At 63.6% G+C, this 13,539-nt stretch carries 11 protein-coding genes and 1 tRNA gene; 10 read left to right on the forward strand and 2 right to left on the reverse strand.

All coding sequences use genetic code 11. The features are described from left to right. The 3 genes from Q0K00_RS09240 to Q0K00_RS09250 all read left to right on the forward strand — a co-directional run. The coding region (locus tag Q0K00_RS09240) for an SEL1-like repeat protein (protein ID WP_297228827.1) at positions 1 to 1,190 on the forward strand (1,190 nt) is incomplete at its 5' end. Positions 1,191 to 1,357: 167 nt separating this feature from the next. Then, positions 1,358 to 2,134, forward strand: a complete 777-nt coding sequence (locus Q0K00_RS09245; RefSeq protein WP_297228829.1) for a tetratricopeptide repeat protein — start codon at positions 1,358 to 1,360, stop codon at positions 2,132 to 2,134. Between the two features lie 25 nt (positions 2,135 to 2,159). Further along, entirely contained in the window at positions 2,160 to 3,416 is a 1,257-nt protein-coding gene (locus Q0K00_RS09250; RefSeq protein WP_297228831.1) for a tetratricopeptide repeat protein, read from the forward strand. A 357-nt stretch (positions 3,417 to 3,773) separates the two neighbouring features. Here the strand turns inward: Q0K00_RS09250 and Q0K00_RS09255 are convergent, their stop codons facing one another. Next, on the reverse strand, positions 3,774 to 3,926 hold the full coding sequence (locus tag Q0K00_RS09255; RefSeq protein ID WP_297228832.1) for a hypothetical protein: 153 nt from the start codon (positions 3,924 to 3,926) through the stop codon (positions 3,774 to 3,776). On the opposite strand from Q0K00_RS09255, the gene Q0K00_RS09260 reads away from it, so the two are divergent. Next, complete coding sequence (locus tag Q0K00_RS09260; RefSeq protein WP_366937622.1) at positions 3,925 to 5,145, forward strand: tetratricopeptide repeat protein; 1,221 nt, start codon at positions 3,925 to 3,927, stop codon at positions 5,143 to 5,145. The genes Q0K00_RS09255 and Q0K00_RS09260 overlap by 2 nt on opposite strands. A 296-nt stretch (positions 5,146 to 5,441) precedes the next feature. Continuing rightward, complete coding sequence (locus Q0K00_RS09265; RefSeq protein WP_297228836.1) at positions 5,442 to 6,872, forward strand: tetratricopeptide repeat protein; 1,431 nt, start codon at positions 5,442 to 5,444, stop codon at positions 6,870 to 6,872. 527 nt (positions 6,873 to 7,399) lie between these two features. On the opposite strand, the gene Q0K00_RS09270 is transcribed toward Q0K00_RS09265, so the two are convergent. Next, a tRNA-Phe gene (locus tag Q0K00_RS09270) sits at positions 7,400 to 7,475 on the reverse strand. Positions 7,476 to 7,652: 177 nt separating this feature from the next. On the opposite strand from Q0K00_RS09270, the gene Q0K00_RS09275 reads away from it, so the two are divergent. From Q0K00_RS09275 to Q0K00_RS09295, 5 genes are all read left to right on the forward strand, one after another. Then, a complete protein-coding gene (locus Q0K00_RS09275; RefSeq protein WP_297228838.1) occupies positions 7,653 to 9,023 on the forward strand; it encodes a ClC family H(+)/Cl(-) exchange transporter in 1,371 nt (456 codons plus the stop codon). 97 nt (positions 9,024 to 9,120) lie between these two features. Continuing rightward, on the forward strand, positions 9,121 to 10,386 hold the full coding sequence (locus tag Q0K00_RS09280; protein ID WP_296304413.1) for an AMP-binding protein: 1,266 nt from the start codon (positions 9,121 to 9,123) through the stop codon (positions 10,384 to 10,386). Between the two features lie 111 nt (positions 10,387 to 10,497). Then, the gene (locus Q0K00_RS09285) at positions 10,498 to 10,875 is read left to right on the forward strand and encodes a hypothetical protein (RefSeq protein ID WP_297228840.1); all 378 of its coding nucleotides are present in this window, start codon (positions 10,498 to 10,500) and stop codon (positions 10,873 to 10,875) included. 54 nt (positions 10,876 to 10,929) lie between these two features. Then, positions 10,930 to 11,310, forward strand: a complete 381-nt coding sequence (locus Q0K00_RS09290) for an EF-hand domain-containing protein (protein ID WP_297228841.1) — start codon at positions 10,930 to 10,932, stop codon at positions 11,308 to 11,310. 164 nt (positions 11,311 to 11,474) lie between these two features. Beyond that, complete coding sequence (locus tag Q0K00_RS09295; protein WP_297228843.1) at positions 11,475 to 13,352, forward strand: YgiQ family radical SAM protein; 1,878 nt, start codon at positions 11,475 to 11,477, stop codon at positions 13,350 to 13,352. Positions 13,353 to 13,539: the final 187 nt, after the last annotated feature.

Here is a 13,539-nt window from a genome sequence, read left to right on the forward strand (position 1 = left end):
GCATGTATGCCAAAGGCGACGGCGTGCCGCAGGACAAGGCCGAAGCGGCCTGCTGGTACCGCAAGGCGGCGGAACAGAAGAACGTCAGGGCGCAGTGGCGGCTCGGCAATATGTATGCCGCAGGCGACGGCGTGCCGCAGGACAAGACCGAAGCGGCCCGCTGGTTCTACAGCATGGCGAAATCCGGGAGCGTCGAGGCGCAGTGGCGGCTCAGCAATATGTATGCCTCGGGCGAAGGTCTGTCAAAGGACACGGAAAAGGCGCTGGACTGGTGCGTTACGGCGGTCGAGCGTGGGGCGGTCCTGGGCCCCGCGTATTTTGATGTCCGCAGGGTGGAGAAGGAAGCGGCCGAAGCGGCCGGCTGGCTCCGCAAGCTGGGGGAACAGGGGAATGCCGTCGCGCAGTACTGCCTGGGCTTCATCCATTCCGGGAGCGAGGGGCTGCTGCGGGACAGGGCCGAGGCGGCCCGCTGGTTCCGCAAGGCGGCGGAACAGGGACATGCCGAGGCCCAGTGGCATCTGGGCAATATGCTGGACACGGGCGAGGGGGTGCCGCAGGACAGGGCCGAAGCGGCCGCCTGGTTCCGCAAGGCGGCGGAACAGGGGATCGTCAGGGCGCAGTGGCGGCTCGGCAATATGTATGCCGCAGGCGACGGCGTGCCGCAGGACAAGGCCGAAGCGGCCGCCTGGCTCCGCGAGGCGGCGGAGTGGAACAACAGGGCGCAGTGGCAGCTTGGCGTCATGTATGCCGCGGGCGACGGCGTGCCGCAGGATACGAAAACGGCGCTGGATTGGCTCCGCAGTGCGGTCGAACACGGGATCGGCTACGAAGGACTCGTGTACTTTTCCGCTCAGGGAGAGCCGAAAGACAAAAGCAGGGCGATCAACTGGCTTCGAGAGTTTGTGAAAACAAGAGATCGCGACGATACCCGGCTGTATTCGGACATCCTGTATTCCGGAAACAGCGACATGGCGCAGAACATGGCCGAAGCGGCCGGCTGGCTCCGCAAGACGGCGGAACAGGGGTTTGTGGAGGCGCAGTATATCCTGGGCCGCATGTATGCGGACGCCAGCGAACCGCCCGACACGGCCGAAGCCATCCGCTGGTACCGCATGGCGGCGGAACAGGGGCATCACGACGCGCAGGTGGAGCTGCGCATACTCCTGCGGAGCGAGGGAAAGCTGCCGTAGGGGCCGGACGAAACGACGAGATGAGGAGACACAGCGTGACACAGGAAAAGATCTCTGGTAAGGCGGAAGACCCGGCCTGCTCCAAGAAAAAAAACGGCACGCAGCCGGCAAGGCCCGTCGGGAAACAAGGTGCGGGCCCCATCATCTGCCGGATACTTCTTTGCATCATGTGTCTGTGCCCGATCTTGATCTTCCATGCCGTCAGGTCGGGAAAATTCGACCATCTCATCTTCTACAGGGATGGGCGCAAGGCCGCCGCGGAGCGCATCCAGGATTCGCCGGATGAGCGGCGCAGCGCGGCGGAACTGCTTGCCAAGGGCAAGAAGCTCGACATCGGGGACAGCGTCGAGAGCGTTCAGGCGGTCGGCTACTACCGCAAGGCTGCCGAGCTGGGCAATGTCGAGGCGCAGTTCCTTCTTGCCAAATGGTATGACAAGGGCGAAGGCGTGCCCCAGAACCGGGAAAAGGCGCTCTTCTGGTACCGCAAGGCTGTGGAAAAGAGCAGTTCTTTTTCGATGGAGAGCCAAAAGGCCAAGTTCATCCTGGGCCGCGCCTATGAAACGGGCGACGGCGTAGTGCAGGACAAGGGGCAGGCCTTCGAATGGTATCGTAAGGCGGCGCAGGGCAGCGGCAGCGGATTCGTCGGACGAGGCAACGGCGACGCCGCATTTGCCCTGTGGCGCATGTACGATACGGGCGACGGCGTGCCTCAGGATAAGGAAAAGGCCCTCTACTGGCTCCAGCAGGCGGAGAAGCTGGGTCATGACGAAGCGGAGTTCCGTCTGGGCCGGGCCTATGAAACGGGCAATGGCGTGCCACAGGACAAGGTGCGGGCGCTGAAGTTGTATGGTTGGCTAGCGTCCTCGTACGGCGGCGTTGCCGGAGACGCCATGTTTGCCCTATGGCGCATGTACGATGCGGGCGACGGCGTGCTTGTAGCGTAAAACTTCTTACACTGTCAAGCGGCGCATGTACGATGCGGGCGACGGCGTGCCACGGGACAAGGAAAAGGCCCTCGACTGGCTCCGCAAGGCCGCCGACAGGAATAACGTCGCCGCCGCGTATACGCTGGGCATGATGTATTACCGCGGCGACGGTCTGCCCAGGGATATCCATAAGGCGGCCAGCCAGCTCCAGAAGGCTGCGGCACGGGGAGATGAGAAGGCCCTGAGCGCCATGCGGCAGGATGACCTCCGCAAGGCCCTTGAGGAGAGCCTCAAGGCGGAACAGGATGCCCGGCGTGAGGAACTTCTCCGGCTTGCGGACGCCAGCGCGCGCAGCGGCGGCTACCAGCTCGCCGAAGCGTACGCGGAGGGCGCTTTCGGTCTGCCGCGGGACAAGGATATGTCGCTCTTCTGGTATATTTGGGCGGCGAAGGCGGGCGACAGCAAGGCCATGCTGACCCTGTGGCGCAAGTACGACACGGGCGACGGCGTGCCGCAGGACAAGGAAAAGGCCCTCGAGTGGCTCCTTTTGGCAGGGAAGGAGTTCGATGCCAAGGCCCTGCTCCTTCTGGGCCGACTGACCGAACAGGGCTGCAGCCTGTTGCCGCAGAGCAGGACGCTCGCTGCCGAACTGTACAGCAAGGCGGCCGAAAGAGGAAACAGTGAAGCCATGTTCCTGCTGGCCTCCATGATGGAGGCGGGCGACATCGTGCCGCAGAACAAGAAGGAGGCGCTTGCCCTGTACCATAAAGCGGGGCACGGGTGTCCGCTGGCCGCGTATCGGTTGAGCAGGCTCTACAGCCGGGGCGAAGGCGTTGAGTCGGATCAGGACGTAGCGGCATTCCTGTTCGAGCAGGCGAGGAAGCGCATCCCCGGCCCGGAGGATGCCGCCGGGCAGCTTGCTCTGGGGCAGGCATATGCCGAGGGCAAGGACGTCCCGCGGGACAAGCATCTGGCGGCCTTCTGGCTCTGCAGGGCGGCGGAACAGGGCAATGCCGAGGCGCAATTCGCTCTGGGCGCTCTTTATGCCGACCGCAGCGCCGCTCCCTTTGACAAGAAGCAGGTGTACGAATGGTTCAGCAAGGCCGCTGCGCAGGACAATGCCGAAGCTCAGTGGCGTCTGGGCCTTCTGTACGACACGGGCGACGGCATACCGCAAAACAAGGTGAAGGCCGCGGAATGGTACGGCAAGGCGGCGAAACGGGGGAATGAAAACGCCAGAACGGCGCTGCAGCGGGAAGATATCCGTAAGGCCCTTGAGGAAGGCGGCAAGGCGCCATAGAGCGGATTCGCATTGAAATTGTGTCCAATTTCCCTGCTGACGCAGCCCTCACACTACGGAAAAAGCGTGGTTTTTCCGTGTGTTCGGTTGCTGGTAGTCGCTCTCACGACTACCAGAGCGATCCACATGTTCAATGTGGAATTGCCTTAGGCCGAGTACGGCCGTTCCGGACGAGAAGATCTCACGGGCGGGCGCGCATGGGGGATACGCCGTGGCCGGGCACGAGCCGGGTTCGGCGTGCGTCCCGCGCCCGGGCGAACCGGCACCCGGAAGGCGGATAAGGCCGACTTGACCGCCCCTCACCAGACGGAATGACGATATGAGAAAACGCAGCGTGAAGCAGAAAAAAAAGCCCCCTCAGGCCAAGCCGAAAGCCCCGTCCCCGCAGCGGAAACAGGTCGCCCTGTCCCCAAAGGAAGCGCCGGTCAGCCAAACGAGATCGGCCGCCAGGAAGGAAAGCAGGGACGCCCTCATCACCTTGGTATGCACCTGTATCGTATGCGCGTGCATGGGCCTGGCTTTGCTTGTGGCCTGGGTGAAGCTCGACCATCACGCCCCCCCGTACAGGGGCGGCCCAATACATGCAGGCCCCGGCCCCGGCCCCGGCCCTGAAGACAGCGATACGGTCTCGCTCGCCAAGGGCTTTGCCTACTATACCGGACTGGGGAGGCCCCAAAACATGGAGATCGCATTTCTCCACTTCTCCAATGCGGCCGACAAGGGCAGTGCTTCTGCCCAGTATCAGGTGGGGATCATGCTCTCCAGGGGCGAAGGCGCCCGCAGGGATATGGAGAAGGCGCTTTTCTGGCTGCGCAAGGCCGCCTCGCAGGGCCATGTCGATGCCCAGATCGCTCTGGGCACGCTGTATGCCGAAGGGGAGGGGGGGACCCCGCAGGACAAGGCCGAGGCGGTAAACTGGCTGCGCGCGCTTGCCGGACAGGGCAATACCGATGCTCAGGACGTTTTGAAAGAGCTTGAAAAGGATATGGCGACCGATACGCTGCCTGAGGAGGAGCTGCTTGCCCGGGCATACGCCAGCCTCGAAGGCAAGGGCGTGCCGCAGGACAAGGCCGAAGCGGCGCGCTGGTTTCGCAAGGCCGCCATAAAGGGCAATGTTCATGCGCAGTGGCAGCTCGCCACGCTGTGCGATGAAGGCGACGGCGTGCCGCAGGACAAGAAAAAGGCGCTGGACTGGCTTCTCAGGGCGGCGAAGGACTCACATGTCGAAGCCATGCGCCGTCTGGGTCTCCTGTATGCCGAGGGTAGCGACCTCGTGAAGCGGGACAGGGGATTGGCAGCGAACTTGTACAGCAAAGCGTCGGAAAAGGGCGATGGCGAAGCGTCGTTCCTGCTGGCCTGCCTGCTGGATGCGGGTAACGGCGTACTACAGAATAAGGCCAAAGCGCTTGCCTTGTACCATATGGCGGCGAACCTCCACTATCCTCCGGCAGCGTATCGTCTGGGCAAGGTATACAGCCGGGGCGAGGGCGTCGATCCTGATCAGGAGCAGGCGGCATTCTGGTTCCAGCGGGCGGCGGAGCAGGGAAATGCCGACGCTCAGTATGTCTTGGGCCAGCTGTATGCCGAAGGCAACGGCGTGCCGCAGGACCTGCATGAGGCGGCCCGCTGGTATAGCAAGGCGGCGGAACTGGGGAATAAGGATGCCAGGATGGCCCTGCAGCGGGAAGATATCCGCAAGGCCCATGAGGAAAACGCGGCGGCACACTAAGCAAGGTACGACCGCCCGAACGCGAGAAAAACGCATGGAATGGTACGGATGGAAGAAGCAACGGCCAGGCACGAACAGGAAGAGGCATACGTCCCCGGCTGTCTCGGGATGCCCAGAGCGATGCAAGCTGTCCACATCTGTGAGCAAGGATGTGAGACCGCTCCCTCACAAGGACATGGCCGCCGGGTGCCCTATGTGGAGAATGTCTTGCGTACCGTCCAGACCGCTCGGCAACGCCTCTCCTCTCAAGGCGATACGATGACACGCTCTTCTTGCTGATCGACCGGAGCATCCTCATGAACATCCGTTCCTTGCTCACAAGATGGAGAGCCACGCCTGCCGGGCATCCGGCCATCGTGCATGACGAACGTTTCCGCGTAGGTCTGCTGGCAGTATTCCTTCTTGCCGCCATTCCCGTGAGTCTGACCAACTGTTCGGTGTTCAGCGGGATGTTCTCCTCCGGACACCTCGAGGAATCTTACGCCCCAGCCAAGGGAACCTCTCCGATATCCCGACAGGACGATGCCGAAGCACAACGATATCCGGGCAAAGAGAACAGTGTATCGCAGGGCGGAGAGCCAAACGAGCCGCCCAGGGGAGACTCACCGGCGTCGAACCTCCCGCCCGAAAAGTCGGCGGCGGAACTCTTGGCGGACGGGAAACTGCATTATGAGGGGATCCCGTTCGTTGGCGGAGAATGCGTCATGCAGGACATGTCCAAGGCGTTCGTCGAATTCTCCCGTGCGGCGGAGATGGGCAATGCCGAAGCGCAGCGGTATCTGGGCATCATGCACATGCTGGGGAACAGTGTGCCGCGGGATATGGCGCAGGCTGCCGAATGGTTCCGCAAGGCGGCGGAAAATGGCGATGTCACCGCTGCCTGTCTGCTGGCGCGTCTGTGCGATACGGGCAACGGCGTGCCGCTGGATAAGGCGCGGGCAGTCGAATGGTACCGCAAGGCGGCGGAAAAGGGACATCCTGTGGTTCTGACTCGACTGGCGCAAATGCTTGCCGAAGGCGACGGCATCCCTCAGGACAAGGTTGAAGCGGCGCACTGGTACCGCAAGGCGGCCAGCCAGGGCGATGTCAAGGCCCAGCTGCAGCTGGGCATGATGTATGCCCAGGGTGACGGCGTGCCGCAGGACAAGGCGCAGGCTGCCGAATGGTTCGCCAAGGCGGCGGAAGGAAGGGTGGAAGCCGCATTCCTGCTGGCGCGCATGTACGAGACAGGCGACGGCGTGCCACAGGATAAGGTCAAGGCCTTGGAGTATTACGACAAGGCCGCGAGGGGCGGCCATATCCTGGCCAAGTATCATCTGGGTATGTCCTACAGTCGGGAAGGACTTACCAGCCAGGCGCAAAGCGAAGCTACCTTCTGGTTCAGGGAAGCGGCGGAGATGGGACATGTCGGGGCGGCGCTGGAAACGGCTGTACGCTATGCCGAAGGTCTCGGCGCGGACAAGGATATCGTTCAGGCATACGCATTCCTGCGATTGCATATGGACCTCCGCGATGGAGAGACGCCGACAGACAAAGTGGAAAGCCTGAAAGCCGCACTTGAACAGCAGATGACGCCGGAGCAGCAAAGCCAAGCCCGGCGGAAGGCTGCCGCCTTGCTGGAAAACGTGCAATGGCATCAGGAGACGGCCGGGATGTCGTTCGTGGATCTCATCCAACTGCTCAGGAGCCGCCAGAAGGACGGCGCACAGGACGGGCTCACGCGGTAGGGTTTGTTTGCGTAAATTTTACAAGTAGTTTCATAGATACGGCAAATAAGCCATTCACGCCCCATTTGTCTTTGGGCGGGGTCGACTTGCGCCCCCTGACCCTTTTTCTGGTAAAAGCGTGCTGGAGAAGGGATGGGGGAAGGGTAATCTCCTGACCCGACGGGGCCCGCAGGGCCGTGCCCGTTGCGACGCAGGAAGCTACGGGCATCGACAGCAGAGCGCGACCGAAAGGCGGCCCGCAGGGCCGTGCCCGTTGCGACGCAGGAAGCTACGGGCATCGACAGCAGAGCGTGGGGCCCTTCCCCCCCAAAAAAAACAAACAGCAAATAGTGTTAACAGGCCTTACGGGCAGGACACTTGCGGGGAGTATTTTTGCTGTCCGGTTTGCGGACAAGGATAGGCTGGGGCGGACAGAGGCGGGCGGGTGCGGCGAGGAGGTGTCCGTTCGTTTGCTGTGTATCCGTGTCATACGGGGCACATGGCAAGAAAAAAGGACCCATGCTTTGCATGGGTCCTTACCTTCCTCGTGGTGCCGAGGGACAGAATTGAACTGCCGACACGGGGATTTTCAGTCCCCTGCTCTACCAACTGAGCTACCTCGGCCCTGACGGCGAACCGTCGTGACAGGAATGCTTGTACGCCAAGACGGCACGTTTGGCAAGTCTTTTTTTCATCTTTTTCCCCGGCGCTTGAATTCTCCCCGCTCAGGCGGCATACTCTCTCCGCCCGGAAGCTTCCCGCAGGGCTGCCGCCGGGCTATTTCAGCGACGGGAACCGTGCATGGATCATCGCCATCCGCTGCCCCTCTTTCTCAAGGAAGCGCAGCAACTCCAACGCCTCGGGGCCTGGCGTCTCTGCGGGCAGGCCCTGCTGACGGGCCTCATCGCCGGAGGCATCATCGGTCTCTTCCGCCAGTCGTACGACAGCTTCCGCCTGTATGCTTCTTACTGGCTGCAACTTTACGCCGCGGACTCCCCGTGGGCCTGGGGCTACATCCTTGGGGGGCTGGCCCTGCTGGCGACGCTTGCCCACCTCCTGTTGCGGCATGAACCGCTCATCAGCGGCAGCGGCATCCCGCAGGTGGAACTCATGGCGGCCGGGCTCCTGCCGCCCATGCGCTGGCGGCGAGTGCTCTGGTGCAAGTTCGTGGCCACGCTGGCGGCCTTGAGCGCCGGTCTTTCCGTGGGCCGCGAAGGCCCGTGCATCCAGATGGGGGCCTGTGTGGGGGCGGGCGTCGGACGGCTCTGGCACAGCCCGGAGGAACAGTACTCCCGTTTCCTCGTCGGCGGCAGCGTGGCCGGGCTCACGGCGGCTTTCGGCGCGCCTGTAGCGGGTATGCTCTTCGCCTTCGAGGAGATGCGCAGCCCGCTGGGACTGCCCCTGCTCTGCTTCGCGGCCCTGTCGGCCTTCGGGGCCTGGATCGCGCTCTTCCTCTTCTTCGATTTCGGGCCGGTCTTTCCCTTTGCGGTCTGGAAGGATGCGGAGTTGCCGCAATACGGGCTTGCGCTGGTCATGGGCGTGTTGTGCGGCCTGGTGGGGCTTCTCTACAATGCCGTCATCATGCATCTTACCCTTTGGCAGGACTCGCTGAGCGGTCTGCCGCCGTGGCTGCGCTCGGCCTTCCCCTTTGGCGTGAGCGCCCTGCTGCTGGCGGTTGCGCCCAGGCTCGTGGGCGGCGTGGGCATAGAGACGCTGGATCTCGCGTCCCCCGTATTGCTGGGCAACGGGCTGGGTTTCCTGTTGTTCCTGCTGCTGGGCAAGATCGCCTATTCCGGTCTGAGCTTTGCTTCCGGCGTGGCCGGTGGGCTGCTCATGCCCATGCTGCTGGCCGGGAGCCTGCTGGGGGCCTGCGTGGCCGCTCCGCTCCTGGATCAGGGCTGGCTGCACGCCGACCAGATCCCCCTGCTGCTGGTGCTGGGCATGGGGGGCATGTTCGCCGCCACGGTACGCGCGCCGCTCACCGGCGCGGCGCTGGTGGTGGAGATGGCCCGCTGTCCTTTTTCCGCTCCCGCTGTCCTGCTGACGGCCCTCACGGCTTCGCTGGTGGCCTCGCGCCTGGGCGGCGAGCCGGTCTATGACGCTCTCAAGCGCCGCATCCTGCGTCGCCGCGCCTTGCGGGCGGAGGCGGCATCTGTTGAAAATGTCAAATAATACATTGAAATAATTGAATTTTAAAAAAAGTTCTTGCAAAATCCATGGCAATTGGCTAACACAGTGCACTCTCCAAAAACCTTGACAAGGTGAAGCCATGACCCGCAAAGACCGCACCGAAGGCATTTACAGCCGCCGCGAAGTGCTCGACGAAAGCGAGCGCCGCCAGTACTGCCTGATTCAGCTCAAGGAACTGCTTTCCTACGCCTACCGCTATTCGGAGGACGTCAAGAAGCGCTTTGACCGCGCGCAATTCAATGTGGAGAAGTTCAAGACCCTCTCCGACATCAAACATATCCCCATCCTCAAGAAAAAAGAGCTCATCTTCCTCCAGTCCATGGGGCCGCGTCTGGGCGGTCTGCTCACCAAGGACATCGGGGACCTGAAGCGCATCTTCCTTTCTCCCGGTCCCATCTTCGACCCGGAAGACCGCGCCGAGGACTACTGGGGCTATACCGAAGCCTTTTATTCCGTGGGCTTCCGGCCCGGTGACGCCGTACAGAACACCTTCAATTACCAGCTGACGCCCGCCGGTCTCATGTTCGAGGAACCGCTGCGCAATCTGGGCTGTGCGGTCATCCCCGCCGGGCCGTCGGACGCCACCACCCAGCTGGATGTCATGCAGAAGTTGCGTGTTTGCGGTTATGTGGGCACGCCGAGCTTCCTCATGCACCTTGCCCAGAAGGCCGAGGAGAAGGGCCTCAACCTGCGCAAGGATCTTTTCCTCGAAGTGGCCTTCGTCACCGGCGAGCGACTTTCCGAAAAGATGCGCTCCCAGATGGAAAAGAAATACGACCTCATCATGCGTCAGGGCTACGGCACGGCGGACGTGGGCTGTATCGGCTACGAGTGCTTCCACAAGACCGGCCTGCACATCGCCAACCGCTGTTATGTGGAGATCTGCCATCCTGATACGGGCATCCCGCTCAAGGACGGCGAAGTGGGCGAGATCGTGGTGACGGCCTTCAACAAGACCTATCCGCTCATTCGTCTGGCTACGGGGGACCTGTCCTACATCGACCGCAGCCCCTGCGCCTGCGGCCGCACGAGCCCGCGTCTGGGCAGCATCGTGGGCCGCGTGGACACCACGGCCCGCATCATGGGCATGTTCGTCTACCCGCATCAGGTGGAACAGGTCATGAGCCGCTTCGAAGAAGTGAAGCGCTGGCAGATCGAAGTCACCAACCCCGGCGGCATCGACGAGATGACGCTCTTCATCGAGACCAGCGGCTTCAAGCGCGAGGAAGAGCTGCTGCACCAGTTCCGCGAGAAGATCAAGCTGCGTCCCGAACTGAAGATCCTTGCGCCCGGCAGCCTGCCGCCGCAGATCCGACCCATCGAGGACAAGCGTCACTGGGATTAACGCCTTTCCGCCTCCCGCCGGAGGCGGTACCTGCACTGCGGAAGGGGCGCACGGCCGGGACTCGACCTCCTTTCGGCCTGCGTCCCTTCCTTTCTTATGGAGGGACCTCTCATGTCAGCTACCCCCCGCGCCGCGCTCCGGGAATGGCTCGAACAGCGCCACGCCGCCGTCATGGCGGCCGAGAGTCGGGCCTTGGCCTGTCTGGAGAAGGGCGACCTGCCCGGTCATGCCGAAGGTATGCGTGAAAAGGCCGGTCTGCTGGCCGCCATCCGTGAAGATGTCGCCCCGCTGCTGGCCGCTCTGCCCGCGGACATGGACGCGCAGGAACGCGAACGCCTGCACCATCGCCTGCGTGCCTTTTCGGCCAGCGCCAACAATGCCTTGCGTCTGGGTTCGCTCTTCTACATGTCCGCCCTGCTTTATCCCGAGGATCACAAGCCCGGTCAACCGGACGATATGCAAGTCTTCATTGCGTCCCTGACCGACTGATCCTTGTTCTTCATCCCCCCATCGACCGGGCCGTGTCCCGGACTGGAGTTCAGCATGAAACACTTCCCCCTTGCTATGACCGCCTGCGCCGCCCTGTGCGCTCTTGCGTTCTCGTTCCCCTCCGCCGCTCTTGCCATGCCGGGCATGGAATCCGGTCACGGCGCGGCTGCGGAGAAATTCGCCAAGGTGGATACGGACAAGGACGGCAAGGTCAGCGAAAAAGAATTCTTCGCCGTCTACCCCAATATGCAGAAAGCCGCTTTTGCCGCCATCGACACGGACAAGGACGGCAGCATCAGCGAAAAGGAATGGTACGGTTTTGCGGTGGACCACGCCAAGGGCCGCGCGGGTATGCCCGCTCCCGCCCAGAAAGAGGCCGCGCCCGCCGCGCCCGCGGGCGAAGACGTGCCGCTGGTCATGCCGCCTGCCAAATAGTCGGATAAGGGTGCCTGTCCATGCCGCGTAACGTCCCTTTTCCCCAGCCCGGCCGCCGGGCTGCCTGTCCCGGCGTCGATCTTGCCGCTGCGCCCGAGGTCCCGACCGGGACCGTCGTGGCGAAGCGTACGCCCTTCGGCGCGCCGCAGCCGGAATTCCTGCCCATGAGCCGGAAGGAGATGGACGCGCTGGGCTGGGATGAGCTGGATGTGCTCCTCGTCAGCGGAGACGCCTATGTGGACCACTACGCCATGGGCAGCGTGCTGCTGGGTCGTTGGCTGGTGGCCCACGGCTTCCGGGCCGGGCTGGTCTGTCAGCCCCGCTGGGAGAATGCGGACGATCTGCTGGTCATGGGCAGGCCGCGCCTGTTCGTCGGCATCAGCGCCGGTGCGCTGGATTCCCTGCTGGCCCACTACACGGCCTTTCGCAAAAAACGTCATGATGACGCCTACACGCCCGGCGGGCGGGCCGGAGCCCGCCCCAACCGGGCTTGTATCGTCTACGCCAATCTGGCGCGGCAGGCTTTCCCCGGTCTGCCGGTCATCCTGGGCGGCATCGAGGCCTCCCTGCGTCGCGTCAGTCATTACGACTTCTGGACGGACAGCCTGCGGCGCTCCATCCTCATGGACGCCAAGGCGGATCTGCTGCTCTACGGCATGGGAGAGCGCTCCGTGCTGGAATGCGCCCGTCGCCTGCAGCAGGGCAAGGACATCCGCGGCATCGACGGCTCGGTCTGGATGGACAGCCTGGATGCGGAGGGGCAGCCCGCCAACCTGCCGCTGGAGCTGGCGGGCAGTGCGGGCATCCTCCTGCCCTCGCATGAGCAGCTCAAGGAGGAACCTGCCCAGCTCCTGCGACAGACGCGCCTGCTGGAACAGCAGGTACATGGCCTCGACCGCTGGGCCTTCGAGCCGGTGGGCGGCTCCCGGGCCGTGGTGCTGGCCCGTCCGGCCGCTCCCCTGAGCACGGAGGAGATGGACGCCCTCTACAGCCTGCCCTTTACCCGCAAGGCCCATCCCGCCTATGCCGAGCCTGTCCCGGCCGAGGAGATGCTGCGTACCAGCATCACCAGTCACCGGGGCTGCGGCGGGGGGTGCTCCTTCTGTTCGCTGGCTCTGCATCAGGGGCGGCGCATCTCTTCCCGCTCACAGGACTCCATCCTTGCCGAGGCGGCGGAGCTTGCACAAAACAGCAACTCGCGCCGTGGCGGTCTGGCCATCTCCGACGTGGGCGGGCCCACGGCCAACATGTGGCAGGGCCATTGCGCGCTGGACAGCGAACGCCTTGCCGATGGGCGCAGCCCGCGCTGCCGTCGCGCAAGCTGTTGCTTCCCCACGGTCTGCCGCTCTTTCATCACCCCGCAGATGCGCCATGTGGAGCTGCTGCGGGCCGTGCAGCGCCTGCCCGGCATACGGCAGGTGCGCGTGGCCAGCGGCGTGCGGGCGGACCTCGCCCTGCGCGAGCCTGACGCGCTGGCCGCCTATACCGGCGAATTCACCGGCGGACAGCTCAAGGTGGCTCCGGAGCATTGCGTGCCGCGTGTGCTGGAACGTATGCGCAAGCCGCCGCTCGAGGTCTTTGAGGCGTTTTTGCAAAGCTTCGTGCGTCAGAGTCGCCGTCTGGGCCGGGAACAATACGTCATCCCTTACCTCATGAGCGGTTTCCCCGGCTGTACGGACGAAGACATGCGCGAGCTGGCCCAGTGGCTGGCACGCCGTCACTGGAGCCCGCAGCAGACGCAATGTTTCATCCCCACGCCGGGCAGTCTGGCCACGGCCATGTTCTACGCCGGGTGCGACGAAAGCGGCGAGCCGCTCTATGTGGCCCGCAGCGATGCCGACCGCCTGCGCCAGCACCGCATCCTCATGCCGCATTTCGGACGGCCTGACGCCGGACGCGGCAACGCACGCGCAGCATCCCCGGACGAGGGGAACAGAAGGCGCTCAGATGTCCGGCGGCGTCCCGCCCCTGACGGCGAGGCCCGCACGCCCTGGCCCTTCCGTCCCGGCCGCAAGTCCGCAAAGGACGGCGGCGGACGCTGAGATACGCGCCGGCAGGCGGCCGCAGGCGGTCAATGAAAGATAAGTTTATTGGGGGGAAGCCCTCGCTCTACTGTCGATGCCCGTGGCTTCCTCCGTCGCAACGAGCACGGCTTAGGGTCAGGACTCATTATTTCCATACGCTTCAAAAAAGAGTAGGTATGGAGACGGAGGTTACCATGTCTACTCT

Source organism: uncultured Desulfovibrio sp., from assembly GCF_944327235.1.
In the GTDB taxonomy this organism is placed as follows: Bacteria; Desulfobacterota; Desulfovibrionia; order Desulfovibrionales; family Desulfovibrionaceae; genus Desulfovibrio.

Coding starts and splice junctions, on each gene's coding strand:
- Q0K00_RS09280 (WP_296304413.1), top strand. CDS start 9,121: ATGACCCGCAAAGACCGCACCGAAGGCATTTACAGCCGCCGCGAAGTG.
- Q0K00_RS09285 (WP_297228840.1), top strand. CDS start 10,498: ATGTCAGCTACCCCCCGCGCCGCGCTCCGGGAATGGCTCGAACAGCGC.
- Q0K00_RS09295 (WP_297228843.1), top strand. CDS start 11,475: ATGAGCCGGAAGGAGATGGACGCGCTGGGCTGGGATGAGCTGGATGTG.
- Q0K00_RS09275 (WP_297228838.1), top strand. CDS start 7,653: ATGGATCATCGCCATCCGCTGCCCCTCTTTCTCAAGGAAGCGCAGCAA.
- Q0K00_RS09260 (WP_366937622.1), top strand. CDS start 3,925: ATGGGCCTGGCTTTGCTTGTGGCCTGGGTGAAGCTCGACCATCACGCC.
- Q0K00_RS09250 (WP_297228831.1), top strand. CDS start 2,160: ATGTACGATGCGGGCGACGGCGTGCCACGGGACAAGGAAAAGGCCCTC.
- Q0K00_RS09255 (WP_297228832.1), bottom strand. CDS start 3,926: ATGCACGCGCATACGATACAGGTGCATACCAAGGTGATGAGGGCGTCC.
- Q0K00_RS09265 (WP_297228836.1), top strand. CDS start 5,442: ATGAACATCCGTTCCTTGCTCACAAGATGGAGAGCCACGCCTGCCGGG.
- Q0K00_RS09290 (WP_297228841.1), top strand. CDS start 10,930: ATGAAACACTTCCCCCTTGCTATGACCGCCTGCGCCGCCCTGTGCGCT.
- Q0K00_RS09245 (WP_297228829.1), top strand. CDS start 1,358: ATGTGTCTGTGCCCGATCTTGATCTTCCATGCCGTCAGGTCGGGAAAA.